The organism is Streptomyces sp. NPDC028289 (genome assembly GCF_055565975.1).
This window is the reverse complement of the sequence record NZ_JBVHTI010000003.1, coordinates 203388-217207: the sequence shown is the minus strand read 5'-3', so window position 1 is coordinate 217207 and position 13820 is coordinate 203388. Positions and strand designations below refer to the sequence as shown.

Here is a 13820-nt window from a genome sequence, read left to right as displayed (position 1 = left end):
ACCCCACAAGGAGATCGCACACCATGAGCATCGTTGTCACCGGAGCCACCGGACACCTCGGCCGTCACGTCGTGACGCAGTTGCTGGAGAAGGTCCCGGCCGAGCAGATCACCGCCGTCGTGCGCGACGAGGCCAAGGCCGCCGACTTCGCCGCCCGGGGCGTGACGATCGCCGTGGCGGACTACAACACCCCCGAGACCTTCGACGGTCTCTTCGCCGCCGGCGACAAGGTGCTGCTGATCTCCGGCAACGAGTTCGACAAGGGCCGTCCCGCCCAGCACAAGGTCGTCATCGACGCCGCCAAGGCGGCCGGCGTCGCCCTGCTGGCGTACACCAGCGCCCCGGGCAGCCTGCACGCCTCGCTGGTGGACGACCACCGGGCCACCGAGGAGGTGCTGCTCGCCTCCGGCCTGCCGTACACCCTGCTGCGCAACGGCTGGTACCACGAGAACTACACCGAGAACCTCGCCCCGGTCCTGGAGCACAACGCCGTCGTCGCGGCCGCCGGCGAGGGCCGGGTCTCCTCGGCCTCCCGCGCCGACTACGCGGCCGCCGCGGTGGCCGTGCTGACCGGCGAGGGCCACGAGAACCAGACGTACGAGCTCGGCGGCGACGTCGCCTGGAGCTTCGCCGAGTACGCGGCCGAGCTCACGAAGCAGACCGGCAAGGAGATCGCCTACAACTCCGTGCCCGCCGAGGCGCTCCAGTCCATCCTGACGGGCGCCGGCGTGCCGGAGATGTTCGCCGGGATCCTGGTCGACGTCGACGCGTCGATCGCCAAGGGCGAGCTGGTCGTCGACTCCGGCGACCTCTCCCGCCTGGCCGGCCGCCCGACCTCCCCGATCTCCGAGGCGATCGCCGCCGCGCTCAAGTAAGGCACCCGGAAACGGGTCACCCCGGTCTGTCATGACCGTATACCGATACGGCCATGACAGACCGGGGTGCTCGGCGCTACCTTCGTCCCGGCGTGCTGAAGCTGGGTGTGAGGAGGGCCGGTGGCCGGCATATCGAAGGGTGAGCGGCGGACAGGACTGGTGAACGGCTTCGCGGCCTACGGGATGTGGGGACTGGTCCCCCTGTTCTGGCCGCTGCTGAAGCCCGCCGGGTCGGTGGAGATCCTGGCCCACCGGATGGTGTGGTCCCTCGTCTTCGTCGCCGTCGCACTCGCCTTCGTACGGCGCTGGGCGTGGGCCGGCGAGCTGCTGCGGCAGCCGCGCCGACTGGCCCTGGTGACGGTCGCCGCCGCCGTGATCACCGTCAACTGGGGCGTCTACATCTGGGCGGTGAACGCCGGGCACGTGGTCGAGGCCTCCCTCGGCTACTTCATCAACCCCCTGGTGACCATCGCCATGGGCGTGCTGCTGCTGAAGGAACGGCTGCGGCCCGCGCAGTGGGCGGCGGTGGGCGTGGGATTCGCCGCCGTCGTCGTGCTGGCCGTCGGCTACGGGCAGCCGCCGTGGATCTCCCTCGTCCTCGCCTTCTCCTTCGCCACCTACGGGCTCGTCAAGAAGAAGGTCAACCTCGGCGGTATCGAGTCACTCGCGGCAGAGACGGCGATCCAGTTCCTGCCGGCGCTCGGCTATCTGCTGTGGCTGGCCGGCCACGGCGAGTCCAGCTTCGTCAACGACGGCGCCGGGCACGCGGCCCTGCTGGCCTCCACCGGCATCGTCACCGCCGTCCCACTGGTCTGCTTCGGCGCCGCCGCGATCCGCGTGCCGCTCTCCACGCTCGGTCTTCTGCAGTACCTGGCGCCGGTCTTCCAGTTCCTGCTCGGCATCCTCTACTTCCACGAGGCGATGCCCGCCGCGCGCTGGGCCGGCTTCGCCCTGGTCTGGCTTGCCCTCACCCTGCTCACCTGGGATGCGCTGCGCACCGCCCGCCGGGCCGCACGAGCACTCGCGGTGGCGCCTCTACCACGGCCGGCCGCCCCGGTCGCGGAGACTCCCGCAACCCAGGTGTGACCGTCCGGGCCGTCGGCTATAAGTGGGCGGCATGACGCAGACGCCCGCACCCCTGCACTGGAAGCTCGTCGTCGACGCCCGTGACCCGCACGCGCAGGCCGACTTCTGGGCCGCCGCGCTGCACTACGTGGCCGAGGACAACAGCGTGTTCGTGGAACGGCTGCTGGAGCTGGGCGCGCTGCCGGGCGCGGCCACCCTGGAGTACCACGGCCGTGCCGCCTTCCGCGACCTGATCGCCGTACGGCACCCGGACGACCCGTACGACGAGGAGCGCGGGACGGGACTGGGGCGGCGGCTGCTGTTCCAGCGGGTGCCGGAGGCGAAGTCCGGCAAGAACAGGCTCCACATCGACCTGCACGCCGGGGAGGGGAGGCGGGCGGACGAGGTGGCGCGCCTCGAGGCGCTGGGCGCGGTCGTGGTGCGGCATGTCTCCGAGCCCTCCGGGGCGTGGACCGTGATGGCCGACCCGGAGGGCAACGAGTTCTGCGTGCAGTGACGGCGACGCTCAGGCGTTCCTGGCCGCGCGACGGGCGCGTTCCGTGAGGCGGGCCATCCGGGCGCGGGCCGACTCCAGTTCCTCGGCGTCGTCGGCCGCCGGTCCGCCCTCGGCGGTGAGCTGCGCCCACAGGTCGATCAGCTCGCGGCCCAGGCGCAGTCCGTGCTCGGGGTCGCGCACCGCGCGCCAGGCGGTCGCCGCGCTCCGCACGTTCCCGTACGCCGCCTCGCCGTCCCGCGTGTGCCGGCGCTGCCGGGCCAGGTCCAGGGAGAGGTGGAAGGCCCGCACCGGGTCGCCCGCCAGGTAGGAGATGTACGCGGTCAGCTCGCCCAGGTGCAGGACCTCGGTGTGGTCCTCGCCGAGGACCGCGGCGGCCTTGGCGACGGTGCGCTCGGCGAGCTCGGCCGCCGCTTCGATACGGCCCGTCCGGACGGCCTCGTTGATCCGCGCCACCGGCTCGGTGAGCAGCGCGGCCCCTTCCGCCGTCAGCGTCACGGGCTCGTCCCCGAGCACCTCCTCGGCGACCGCGTCGAAGCCGCGGGCGGGGGTGGGGGTGAAGCGCGGGTCGGGGTCCGGGTCCCGGTCTGCCAACGGCTCTACCGGGGCGAGGGCGGGGGCCTTCTCAGAGGACGGAGCGGGGGCAGGCGCGGGGGCGGGAGGGCTCATGACGGGCGGCGGGCCGAAGACTCCGGTGGGCGGCCGCACGGTGCCGGGCGCGGGCGGCAGAGGCGGGACCACGGCCGGCGGGACGGTCGACGGGGCGGGCGGTGCCGGCGGGGCGGCGGGCGGTTGCGGTGCCGCATGCAACACCTGCTGGGGGAACGCCGGCGCCGCGGCCTGCGCGGGTTCCTTCGGCGCCGGTGCCGGTGCCGTCGGCGCGGATGTCCTCGGTGCGGGTTGTTCCATGGGTTCGGCGGCCGGTGCGGCCAGTCGTACCGGGTCGCCCGTGAAGCTGCTGGAACCGTCCAGGTTCACCTGAAGGGGGACGACGTAGCCGATGCGGGTGTCGTGGACGGTGGCGAGGACCGGGCGGCCGCTGGCGCGGGCGAGGCGCTGGAGGTGGTTGAGGACCGCCTGCTGGGGCTCCTCACCGGGGCTCGGGAGCAGCGGTACGCCGTCCACGGACGCCGCCGCGCCCGCCACCCGGACGTCGACGGGTGCCAGGCGCCCCTCCTGCTGGACTTCCCGCTTCTCCTCGCGGCTGAGTCGGGACATCGGCCCTCATTCCCCCGGCGTCACCATCCGGTCGTACCCAGGTCGTACTCGTGCGTACGGTCCAGTGTCTCCGCTCGGCACGGCTCGCACGTCACCGCGACGTCACAGCCTCGCACCAGGAAGGAGTGCCCGGCGGGGCGCGGCCTGACCAGGACCCTAGGGCACCCGCTAGGCGGTGATGTCCCTCGTGGTGAACCGCGCCCAGGCCGCCGATCCGAACACCGCCGTGTACAGGGCCTGCAGCTCCAGGTTCTTGACCAGGTCGTCCCAGTAGACGGGGTCGCGCATCAGGTCGGCGAAGGACAGCCAGTAGTGGGAGAAGAAGTACGGCTGCAGCGCGTGCAACTGGGGTATCTGGTCGAGGATCTGGACCGTGATGACCAGGCCCACGGTCGTCGCCATCGCCGCGATGCCGCTGTTGGTCAGGGTGGACACGAACAGGCCGAGGGCGGCGACGCCGGCCAGGGACGCGGCGACCACCAGAGCGATCAGCAGGGCGCGGCCGAGACCGTCGGCGAAGGAGATCCGGGTGCCTGAGATCGTCGTCAGGTCACCGAGCGGGAAGAGGAGCGCGCCGACGGCGAGTGCGGAGGCCGCCACCACCAGGGTCGCGACCAGGCAGAAGGCCATCGTCGTCGCGTACTTGCCGAGCAGGAGGCGGGTACGGCCCGCCGGCGCGACCAGCAGGTAGCGCAGGGTGCCGGCATCGGCCTCACCCGCGATCGCGTCCCCGGCCACCACCCCGACGGCCATCGGCAGGAAGAACGGGAGCGTCGCGGCCAGCGCCGTGAACACCAGGAACAGTCCGTTGTTGGTGACCTGGGTGATGAACGCCGGGCCGTCGCCGCCGCCCCGGCCGACCTGTCCGCCGCCCCGCGTCTCGATCCTGACGGCGACCCCGACGAGGATCGGCACCGCCGCCAGTACACCGAGCAGGGCGAGGGTGCGCCAGCGGCGGAACGTGGTGACGAGTTCGCTGCGCAGCAGGCCGAGGCTCCACAGCGGGTTCGGCCGTACGGCCGCCGTGTCCACGGCGGCCAGGTCAGCCCGCGACATCGAAACCCTCCCCGGTCAGTGCCACGAACGCGTCCTCCAGCGAGGCCCGTTCCACGGTGAAGCCGCGGACCCGGACGCCCGCGGTGACGAGCGCCGCGTTCACCTCGGCGAGGTCGCGCTCGGGCGGCTCGCCGGTCACCCGGTCCTCGGCGACGACGACGTCCGCGACGCCCTGTTCCTTGAGCACCCGGGCCGCCTCCACGGGGTCCGGGGTGGTCACCACAAGCCGACCGCGCGCCCCGGCCGCCAGGTCGGCCACCGCGCCCTGGGCGATCAGCCGTCCCTGCGCCATCACGGCCGCGTGGGTGCAGACCTGCTCGATCTCGTCGAGGAGGTGGGAGGAGAGGAACACGGTGGTGCCGTCCCCGGCCAGTTCCCGCACCAGGGAGCGAATCTCCCGCATGCCCTGCGGGTCGAGGCCGTTGGTCGGCTCGTCCAGGACCAGCAGCTTGCGGGGCTGGAGCAGCGCGGCGGCGAGGCCCAGGCGCTGCTTCATGCCGAGGGAGTAGGCCTTCGCCTTCTTGGCCGCGGCGGCCCCGAGGCCCACCCGGTCCAGCGCGGCCTCGACGCGGGCGCGCCGGGTGCGCGGGTCGGCGGCCGGGTCGGCGGCGTCGTACCGCAGCAGGTTGTCGCGGCCGGAGAGGAAGCCGTACAGCGCCGGGCCCTCGATGAGGGCACCGACGTGTGGCAGTACGACGCGGGAGGCGCGCGGCATTGGGTGGCCGAGGACGCGGGCCGTGCCCGAGGTGGGTGCGATCAGGCCCATCAGCATGCGGATGGTGGTGGTCTTGCCGGAGCCGTTCGGGCCGAGGAAGCCGAAGACGCTGCCCGCGGGAACGGTCAGGTCGAGACCGTCCACGGCGAGCTGTCCGCCGCGGTAGCGCTTGGTGAGGCCACGGGTGTCGATGACACCCGCGGCCACCGGCGCGTCGTCCCCCGGGGCGTCCGGGCCCCCGGGGCGCCGGGACTCCCCGGGGCTCGGGGATTCCCCGGGGTCCTCCGGCTCCCGCTCCGTGACGGACGGTCGGTCCATCGGCTCCCTCGATTCGTCGTGCGGCAGAGGGTACTCACCGAAGCCGCGCTGCCCCTCTGCTACCCCGCGTCGGCCGCCTTCACCAGCGCAGCCTTGTCCACGGCGCCGACGTACACCTTCCCGTCGTCCGTGATCAGGGCGTTGATCAGCCGGGTGGAGAAGACGGTGCCCTTGCCGAACTTGCCGGAGACGGGGTCGCCGAGCGAGCCGAGGAAGCCGCTCAGGTCGCCGCTGCCGGAAGCGGAGCCGGTGGGCACGCCTCCCTTGCTGCCGGTGTCGAGGACGGCTATGGAGTTCCAGCCCTTGCCGAGGACGTCGAAGCCGGACTTGTCGAGGTCCTTGGCGGAACCGTGGCCGGGCGCCTCGGAGGCCTTGCCGCCCTGGTCCGTCCCGGTGCCCTCATCGGCCCCGCCCGCCTTGCCGGCCTTGTCGCCCTCGGTGACCTTGGCGCCCTTGGGCGGGGTGAAGTCGAAGGTGGAGACGGCCGGCTTCGCGAAGCTGATCTGGGTGTAGCCGGCATCGACGACGGCAGCTCCGCCGCTCGACGGGGTGAGTGTGAACTTCAGCGGCGTACCGGTCTTGGCGTCCACCGCGATGCTGATCGCGCCGACCGTCGTGCCGGACTGCTTGGGCTTGACGACGAGCCGGTAGGCGTCCCGGCCGGCCACCTGGGCGGTGCCGTCGACCGTCACCGACGTGGTGTCGTCGACCGACTTGAGGACCTCGTCGGCGAAGTCCTTGGGGGTGGCCGGGGTTTCGTGCTGCTCGGCCTTGCCGGAGTCGGCGGCGGTGGAGTGGTAGACCTCGTTCGACTTGCTGTCGTAGCCCCACACGTCGGTGCCGTTGTGGATGAGGCTGTACTCGGCGCCGCTCTCCAGTACCGACACCTTCTGCTTCTCGGGGCCGTCGGCGGCCACCCGCAGGGTGTGCGTGCCGGAGGCCAGCTCGGTGAGCTTGCTGGTCGGGTCGGCGGACGAGCCGTCGCCGCCGCCCTGGGCCGCCCCGGACATCAGGCTGCTCTCCAGACCGCCGAGGTCGGGCAGGCCGAGGTCGGTGCTGATCTTCACGGTGCCGGACAACTGCTGCACGTCCGACTTGGCGATCTTGTCGATGAGCTCCTGCGCGGTGATCTTCGGCAGGTCGGGGTCGCCGGAGTCGGCGAGTGCCGGGACCAGGCCGATGGTGGCTGCGGCCACGCCCACCACCGCGACGGGGACGACGTATCGTGCGGCCTTGCGCCGTCGCTCGGCGCGCATCTCGTCGCGCAGCTCGCCGTCGGCCTGCGTGGCCCCCGTGCTGTCGTCGGATTCGTACGGTGCCATGTGTGCCTTACCTCCGTCGTCGGCGGCGGCCGTCCTCGCACGTGTCCCACCCTGAGCCGCCATTCTCACCCGAATCGGTGAGTGGTGGTGATTTCCGTGGTTTCCATCTCACCAAATCGGGGGCGGACAAGCGTCAGACCACGGAGCCAACTCCGCGTACACCTGCGGTATGACACAAGGGCGGAGGCGCCTCCCCCGACCCGTAGGGGTCGTGCCGCGAAGACGCCTCCTGTCACGTGCCGGGCCTGCTCCTGCCACGTGCCGTGTCAGCTCAGTTCACGTGCCGTGTCGGCTCAGTGCTGCACGAACACGTAGTCCGCCCGGTAGGGGACGCCGACGACGGCACCCGGGGTGCAGGAGCCGGCCGGAGCGACGCCGCCGACGGTGTTGAGGCGCAGGATCTCGCCGGTGCGGGCGAGCAGCCCGTGCTTCTTGCCGGACCGGGTGGTCTTGAGGTCCAGTTCGGGGATGTTGCCGGTGCCGTTCGCCGTCTTGGTCAGGACGGCTCCGGTGACCGCGGTGCCGTCGGGTGCGGCCCACTGCGGGGTACCGGAGTTCGGTGCGACGAAGGAGTGGCGGATGCCGCCGCCGAGCTTGGCGCTGACGTCGCGCTGGGCGAAGGCGTAGCCGCCGCCGTCGGCGGGCTTGCACTCGTAGATCTGCTTGCCGGTGACGACGGAGGCCTGGAAGCCGCCCTTGAGGTCGGAGACCGTGGTGACGGCGTGCAGCTGGCCGCGGAGTGCTCCACCGGGGAACTCGGCGGTGTGCAGGTTGGCGTAGAAGGCTCCGGGGTCGGTGGTGAGCTGCGCGAGCAGGGCCTTGTCGGTGACCTTGACGCTGCCCGCGACACTGTGGCCCCTGGCCTTCTTCAGCAGCTTCCCGAAGTCGATTTTGACGCCGCCGTTGGTTCCCTTGGCGCCCTGGTGGATGTGCAGGTCGGTGGGCCTGCCGGTGCCGCGCCAGGTCACGGCGACGGTCACCTTGTCCCCCTTGACCTGGATGAACTCCAGCGCGGCACCGTCCTTGTCCCCGACGGCGGGCCCACCGGCGACGGGCACCTCGTTGGCACCGCGCAGGCTGGCGGCGAGGACGACGGAGGTGGTGGAGCTGTGGCTGGTGTGGCTGTGGCCGGTGGCGGCGGACGCCGGGACGGCGGCACAGCCGAGAGCGGTGACGGTGACGGTGATGGCAGCGGCGACGAGGCTCTTGCGGCGCGTTGCTTCGATGACCATGATTCCGTTTTCTCCCCCTGTGTCAGCCGACGCCCCCTGCGTCGGCTTCTGCGGAGAAGTACGGAACACGTCCCGGATTGGACTCAGTCCAAGAATGTGACCTGAGTCACACGGAGGCTGCTTTCCGGGAGCCCGGAGCCCGCAACGCCGGCCGGAGGGCTAGCCGGCTCGGTGCACCACCGCGTCGCACAGCTCCACCAGTGCCACCTTCGGGTCGCATTCCGGCAGCGGACCCAGCGCGGCCCGCGCCTCCTCCGCGTACCGAACCGCGTCCCGGCGGGCCTGCTCCAGCGCCGGGTGCGCCCGCAGCGCCGCCAGGGCCTCCGCGTGCCGCGCGTCGTCCGTGAGGTCGGAGTCCAGCAGCTCGCACAGGGCGATGTCCTCGGCCAGCCCCAGTCGGGCCGCCCGCTCCCGCAGCCGCAGCACCGGAAGCGTGGGCACGCCTTCGCGGAGGTCCGTCCCCGGGGTCTTCCCCGACTCGTGGGAGTCGGAGGCGATGTCCAGCACGTCGTCGGCGAGCTGGAAGGCGACGCCGAGCCGCTCACCGTACTGGGTGAGAACGTCGACGACCGTCTCGTCGGCGCCGGACAGCATCGCGCCGAAGCGGCAGGAGACCGCGACCAGCGAGCCGGTCTTGCCGCTGAGCACGTCGAGGTAGTGCTCGACCGGGTCCCGGCCGTCCGACGGGCCTGCCGTCTCCAGGATCTGACCGGTCACCAGGCGCTCGAACGCGAGGGCCTGGACCCGGACCGCCTCGGGACCGAGGTCGGCGAGGATCTGGGAGGCGCGGGCGAAGAGGAAGTCTCCGGTGAGGACGGCCAGCGAATTGCCCCAGCGGGTGTTGGCGCTGTCGACACCGCGGCGCACGGCGGCCTCGTCCATGACGTCGTCGTGGTACAGCGTGGCCAGGTGGGTGAGCTCGACGACGACGGCCGACGGCACGACACCGGGGGCGTACGGGTCGCCGAACTGCGCGGCGAGCATCACCAGCAGCGGGCGGAACCGCTTCCCCCCGGCCCGCACGAGGTGCTGCGCGGCCTCCGTGATGAACGGGACCTCGCTCTTGGTGGCGTCTAGCAAGCCTTCCTCGACAGCCGTCAATCCGGCCTGGACATCGGCTTCCAGAGCCTGGTCCCGCACGCTCAGCCCGAACGGCCCGACGACGGTCACGAGGGGTCTCCTGTCTGCTGGTGTCTACTGGCGATTACACGGTTTGTCGATAGGTCGCTGCCATCACTCAAGTCAGCGTATCCGGTCAGGTTTCGATCACCGATAGCGCCCACGGTTACACCCCGGGCGCTATCGGATCACGACCGTTATGTTTTTGATCAGCCGATACGACCTGACATCCACTGACTTAACAGGAAGTGCGGGCAGTTGTCCCGAACCGAGGCCCAGGCCGTGTCCCGCACCGGGCTCCGCGCCGGGTCCGGATCCGGCGAGGCGCCCGAGGGCCCGTCCGGCGGCGAACCCTCCGGATGACCGCCGCCCGGAAACCACCACACCTCCCCGGCCGACGTCACCTGCCCGGGCGTACCCCTTCCACCGCCCACCCATGCCCGCAGGGGCACACCATGCACGGACGGCAACACCTCGCCCCCGTCCACGCTCGTCTGCTCTCCTCCACGAGACCTCGCACGTCGAGCTCCGCGTTCCGTTGACCCACGTCCTCTCGATCCGCATCTCCTTGACCGTCATTTCCTCGGCCGGCAGAACGGCATCCCTGCGCGCGTGTGGCGCCCGCACCTCACCCCGTCGGCTCACGGAGCGTCGACACGTTCGAGCCTCGCCCGGGGCCGCCGCCATGACAACGACGCACACCACAGGGGAGGTTCCGCCCTCGCGTTGGACACGCGCACCGGGGATTACCGGTTCCGCGCCTCCCCTGTCTCAACGTGACGAGAATCACGCGCGCACGCAACGACGCTCGATGCCGGGCCCCGTCAACCATCCGCCTCGACCTCCCCGTTGGGCATGCCCGACGACACGCGCGCACAGCCGAGGCTTCCGAAGTTGACGGAGGGGTCGACGGAGAACATGCCGGAAATATACCTAATCCGACACTTCTGGACTATTCGCCGAAAATGCTCACATCGGGGCCGTCGGAAGCGCCCCCGCAGGGGGCATTCCACGGGAATGCAAGTGGTGAAGTTTTCTGTTGAACCATGAAAAAGGCGGATTCCGTGAATCCATCATGTCCGCTTTGCCGTTATTGCGAATTCGTGAAGTAGGTCACGCGGGCCCGAATGCCGCAAGGCTTGTACGGCCTGCGGGGCGCCCCTTCCTTTCCTTTTCCCGTGGGCCAGTTGAGGGTTGGCGGCAGCAAAGGATCAAGTGCCCCATACGGCACAGATCAAGGTCAATCAGCACGTTGTGTGAATCAGCCTCTTGTTTCGGACATGTGCTCTCGCATACGTTCCGGCTCGCCGGGCGGACGCCGAATCCTGCCGCCGCCCGTAGTGACCCATCGACGAGTTCATTCGCACGGCAGGAGCGGGAGACCCAGGTAAGTCGCCGGACCGGACGGCCGACGTCAGAGAACAGACGTCGTTCCGGAACGGCTAGGGGTGAAGCCTCATCGCCTTCGGGCGATGTGGCCGGGCACTCCCCGAGCCCGAACCCGACAGCTCACCTCGCAGGCGACGGAGAGGAACTTCGCCATGCCTGCTGCCGTTCAGCACCGCCGTCCCCGCCGTAACCGCATCGTCCGCACGCTCGCCGTCGTCGGAACCGGCGCCGCCGTCCTCGCCCTCCCGCTCATCGGGGCCACGACCGCGTCCGCCGCCGGCTCCACCACGACGGCCTCGACGACCCTCGCCGGGTACCCGAACAACCTCGACGGCTGGATCCGCGAGTCGCTCGCGATCATGGCGGAGAAGCACATCCCGGGCACCTACAACGGCATATACCGCAACCTGATGCGGGAGTCCTCCGGCAACCCGCGGGCCATCAACCTCTGGGACTCCAACGCGGCCAAGGGCATCCCGTCCAAGGGCCTGCTCCAGGTGATCGACCCGACGTTCAAGGCGTACCACGTGGACGGCACGTCGTTCGACATCTACGACCCGGTCGCGAACATCACCGCCGCCTGCAACTACGCCGCCGCGCGGTACGGCTCGATCGACAACGTCCACGGCGCGTACTGATCGACGTTCCGCGTCAGCCGAAGAGTCTTTCGAGGACGACGGCGATGCCGTCGTCCTCGTTCGACGTGGTGATCTCGTCGGCCACCGCCCTGAGTTCGGGGTGGGCGTTGGCCATCGCCACCCCGTAGGCCGCCCACTCGAACATCGGGATGTCATTGGGCATGTCGCCGAAGGCGATGGCCTGCCCGGGGCTCAGCGCCAGACGGTCGGCGGCCAGCGCGAGCCCGGTCGCCTTGGTCACCCCGCACGGCTGGAGTTCGACGGTCCCCGGCCCCGACATCGTGACCGTCGCCAGCGACCCGACCACCGAGCGGGCGGTCGTCGCCAGTTCGTCGTCGGTCAGGGTGTGGTGGCGCAACAGCACCTTGCTGATGGGCGCGCACCACAGGTCGTCGCGCCGGGCGACGCGCAGCGCGGGCAGCGTGGGATGGGGCATCAGATAGCCCGGCTCGATGAGCGTGAGCCCGTCCACGCCGTCCTGGTCGACCGCCGCGTACACCTGGCCGACCTCGGCCTCGATCTTGCCGAGTGCGGTCTCCGCCAGCTCCCGGTCCAGGGTGACCGACCACAGCAGCCGGTTCGCGCCGGCGTCGTACACCTGCGCGCCCTGGCCGCAGACCGCGAGTCCCGTGCAGCCGAGGTCGTCGAGGAGCGGGCGCACTCTCGGGGCCGGGCGACCGGTCACCACGAGGTGCTGAGCTCCGGCCCGGCCGGCCCGCCCGAGCGCGGCGAGCGACCGTTCCGAGAGGGTGTCGTCGCCGCGCAGCAGCGTGCCGTCCAGGTCGGTGGCGATCAGTGAGTACGGGGAGGGTGCGACCATGATCAGAGAATACGGACAGCACGGCCCGGGGACTCACCGTGCGTTTCGGCCTCAAGTGGCGCCCGCCGTCTCCGTGATGGGGCCGCTGTCAGTAGCGGGCGTGATGTTTTCCGAGATGCCCGGCAACTGCCCCGGGGCCCGGCCGGCGGTGCGCTGTACGTCGAAGAGGTCCCATGGCTCGGACTCTGGTTCGACGGAGACGGCGATGCCGTGCAACTGGACAGCGTGCAGGGGCTGTTGGGGCTGTACCTCGCGGGCGCCGGGTGACGGTTCGGCCCCGGGGTGTCAGACGTGGGCCGCAGCCAGGTGCCTGGCCAGGCGCGGAGAGGCGAACTCCGTACCGCACACGAACCGCATCACAGGACCGTACGACGCGGCCGCCGGGAGGCCCGTGAAGTACAGGCCGGGTACGGAGGAGACGTATCCGGCGCCGAGTCTCGGGGCGCCGCGCGTGACGGCGAGACGAGTGCGCAGCCCGGGGCCGAGGAAGTCCATCGCGGCGGTGTCCACGCGATAGCCGGTGGCGGCTATGACGTGGTCGGCGGTGAGGCGGTCGGTGCCGCCGTCGTGGGTGCGGACGGTGAGGACCGGGGCGCCTGCGGAGGTCTCGGCGCCGGTCACGGCGGCGACCTCGCGGACCTCGACCTTGCCCTCGAAGCGGTCGCGCAGCCACCAGGCGCCGAGCGGGCCGAGCACCCGGCGGACCAGGCAGTGGCGGGCCTGCGCCGGGAGGTAGCGGTAGGGGTGCGGGTAGTAGCTCAGGGCCCACAGGGACCAGGCACGGCCGAACGGCGACTCGGGGCGCAGCTTCGGCTGGTCCCAGGGCGGGGCGCCGAAGGCGACCTTGCCGCGCCCTCGCGAGACCACCCGCACCTGGGCGCCTGCCTCGGCGGCGAGGGCCGCCGTCTCCAGCGCGGACTGCCCGGCACCGACGACGATCAGGTCCTTGCCGGAGAAACGGGTCAGGTCGTGGTGCTGGGAGCTGTGCGAGACCGGTCCCGCGGGTCCGTCGGCGCCCGCCTCGGCGAGCTCGGCGGGGAGGCGGGCGAGCCCGGACAGGCCGGTGGCGACGACGACCGCACGGGCCGTGAACGACTCCCCGGAGTCCGACTTCAGTTCGAAACCCGCCGAGCCTTGCGCGTTGTGCCGGTCCGCCTTGTGCCGGTCCGCCTTGTGCCGGTCCGCCTTGTGCCGGTCCACGGAGACCACCCGGACCCGCTCCAGTCGGGGCACCAGTTTCTGCTGGAACCACTCGCCGTAGCCGATGAAGGTCTCCACCGGGATGACGTCCTCGTCGGTCACCAGTCGGCGGATGCCCGCGGCGTCGCAGTAGTCGGCGAGGGTGTGCCCGTGCTGCGGGCAGTCCAGGTTGGAGGCGGCCGGGGTGGACTTCAGGATCATCCCGGCCGGCATGTGGTCGCGCCAGCTGACCATGGGGTCGCCGAAGACCCGGACCGGGATGCCGCGCGCCCGCAGATGAGCGGCGGTGGACAGGCCGAAGGGCCCGGCACCGATGACTGCTACCGGTTCGATCACGAA

Annotated in this window: 12 protein-coding genes and 1 riboswitch; of the genes, 4 read left to right on the top strand and 8 right to left on the bottom strand. The window is 71.3% G+C overall.

Annotated elements, in window-relative coordinates; all coding sequences use genetic code 11:
* Positions 1-23 precede the first annotated feature (23 nt).
* From ACZ4UV_RS15075 to ACZ4UV_RS15065, 3 genes are all read left to right on the top strand, one after another.
* Positions 24-875, top strand: a complete 852-nt coding sequence (locus ACZ4UV_RS15075; protein WP_467838249.1) for an SDR family oxidoreductase — start codon at positions 24-26, stop codon at positions 873-875.
* Positions 876-995: 120 nt separating this feature from the next.
* Positions 996-1961 carry an EamA family transporter RarD gene (gene rarD / locus ACZ4UV_RS15070; protein WP_451016079.1) on the top strand — a complete coding sequence of 322 codons (966 nt, stop codon included), beginning with the start codon at positions 996-998 and terminating at the stop codon, positions 1959-1961.
* Between the two features lie 31 nt (positions 1962-1992).
* On the top strand, positions 1993-2457 hold the full coding sequence (locus tag ACZ4UV_RS15065; protein ID WP_351487613.1) for a VOC family protein: 465 nt from the start codon (positions 1993-1995) through the stop codon (positions 2455-2457).
* A 9-nt stretch (positions 2458-2466) separates the two neighbouring features.
* Here the strand turns inward: ACZ4UV_RS15065 and ACZ4UV_RS15060 are convergent, their stop codons facing one another.
* The 6 genes from ACZ4UV_RS15060 to ACZ4UV_RS15035 form a co-directional block, all read right to left on the bottom strand.
* The gene (locus ACZ4UV_RS15060; RefSeq protein ID WP_451016080.1) at positions 2467-3672 is read right to left on the bottom strand and encodes a tetratricopeptide repeat protein; all 1206 of its coding nucleotides are present in this window, start codon (positions 3670-3672) and stop codon (positions 2467-2469) included.
* 168 nt (positions 3673-3840) lie between these two features.
* Positions 3841-4728 (bottom strand): ABC transporter permease, encoded by an 888-nt coding sequence (locus ACZ4UV_RS15055; protein WP_390043302.1) that lies wholly within the window; start codon positions 4726-4728, stop codon positions 3841-3843.
* Positions 4715-5761 (bottom strand): ABC transporter ATP-binding protein, encoded by a 1047-nt coding sequence (locus tag ACZ4UV_RS15050; RefSeq protein WP_467838243.1) that lies wholly within the window; start codon positions 5759-5761, stop codon positions 4715-4717. Before ACZ4UV_RS15050 ends, ACZ4UV_RS15055 begins: the two co-directional genes overlap by 14 nt.
* A 59-nt stretch (positions 5762-5820) precedes the next feature.
* A complete protein-coding gene (locus ACZ4UV_RS15045) occupies positions 5821-7083 on the bottom strand; it encodes a LolA family protein (RefSeq protein WP_451016082.1) in 1263 nt (420 codons plus the stop codon).
* Positions 7084-7376: 293 nt separating this feature from the next.
* On the bottom strand, positions 7377-8315 hold the full coding sequence (locus tag ACZ4UV_RS15040) for a CHRD domain-containing protein (protein WP_467838240.1): 939 nt from the start codon (positions 8313-8315) through the stop codon (positions 7377-7379).
* 159 nt (positions 8316-8474) lie between these two features.
* Positions 8475-9485: a polyprenyl synthetase family protein gene (locus ACZ4UV_RS15035; protein WP_451016084.1), complete on the bottom strand. Its 1011-nt coding sequence runs from the start codon at positions 9483-9485 to the stop codon at positions 8475-8477.
* 1288 nt (positions 9486-10773) lie between these two features.
* Positions 10774-10972, top strand: a riboswitch (cyclic di-AMP (ydaO/yuaA leader).
* A 3-nt stretch (positions 10973-10975) separates the two neighbouring features.
* Between ACZ4UV_RS15035 and ACZ4UV_RS15030 the strand changes: the two genes are divergently transcribed.
* Positions 10976-11461: a transglycosylase SLT domain-containing protein gene (locus ACZ4UV_RS15030; protein WP_390043292.1), complete on the top strand. Its 486-nt coding sequence runs from the start codon at positions 10976-10978 to the stop codon at positions 11459-11461.
* Between the two features lie 13 nt (positions 11462-11474).
* Here the strand turns inward: ACZ4UV_RS15030 and ACZ4UV_RS15025 are convergent, their stop codons facing one another.
* Together ACZ4UV_RS15025 and ACZ4UV_RS15020 are read right to left on the bottom strand one after the other, a co-directional pair.
* The gene (locus tag ACZ4UV_RS15025; RefSeq protein WP_451016085.1) at positions 11475-12281 is read right to left on the bottom strand and encodes an HAD family hydrolase; all 807 of its coding nucleotides are present in this window, start codon (positions 12279-12281) and stop codon (positions 11475-11477) included.
* 285 nt (positions 12282-12566) lie between these two features.
* Positions 12567-13817, bottom strand: a complete 1251-nt coding sequence (locus ACZ4UV_RS15020) for an FAD-dependent oxidoreductase (RefSeq protein WP_467838233.1) — start codon at positions 13815-13817, stop codon at positions 12567-12569.
* Between the last annotated feature and the right edge of the window lie 3 nt (positions 13818-13820).

What these genes read in the sequence shown, in the direction of transcription:
- ACZ4UV_RS15075 (WP_467838249.1), top strand. Translation starts at nt 24, where the DNA reads ATGAGCATCGTTGTCACCGGAGCCACCGGACACCTCGGCCGTCACGTC.
- ACZ4UV_RS15065 (WP_351487613.1), top strand. Translation starts at nt 1,993, where the DNA reads ATGACGCAGACGCCCGCACCCCTGCACTGGAAGCTCGTCGTCGACGCC.
- ACZ4UV_RS15060 (WP_451016080.1), bottom strand. Translation starts at nt 3,672, where the DNA reads ATGTCCCGACTCAGCCGCGAGGAGAAGCGGGAAGTCCAGCAGGAGGGG.
- ACZ4UV_RS15055 (WP_390043302.1), bottom strand. Translation starts at nt 4,728, where the DNA reads ATGTCGCGGGCTGACCTGGCCGCCGTGGACACGGCGGCCGTACGGCCG.
- ACZ4UV_RS15050 (WP_467838243.1), bottom strand. Translation starts at nt 5,761, where the DNA reads ATGGACCGACCGTCCGTCACGGAGCGGGAGCCGGAGGACCCCGGGGAA.
- ACZ4UV_RS15045 (WP_451016082.1), bottom strand. Translation starts at nt 7,083, where the DNA reads ATGGCACCGTACGAATCCGACGACAGCACGGGGGCCACGCAGGCCGAC.
- ACZ4UV_RS15040 (WP_467838240.1), bottom strand. Translation starts at nt 8,315, where the DNA reads ATGGTCATCGAAGCAACGCGCCGCAAGAGCCTCGTCGCCGCTGCCATC.
- ACZ4UV_RS15030 (WP_390043292.1), top strand. Translation starts at nt 10,976, where the DNA reads ATGCCTGCTGCCGTTCAGCACCGCCGTCCCCGCCGTAACCGCATCGTC.
- ACZ4UV_RS15025 (WP_451016085.1), bottom strand. Translation starts at nt 12,281, where the DNA reads ATGGTCGCACCCTCCCCGTACTCACTGATCGCCACCGACCTGGACGGC.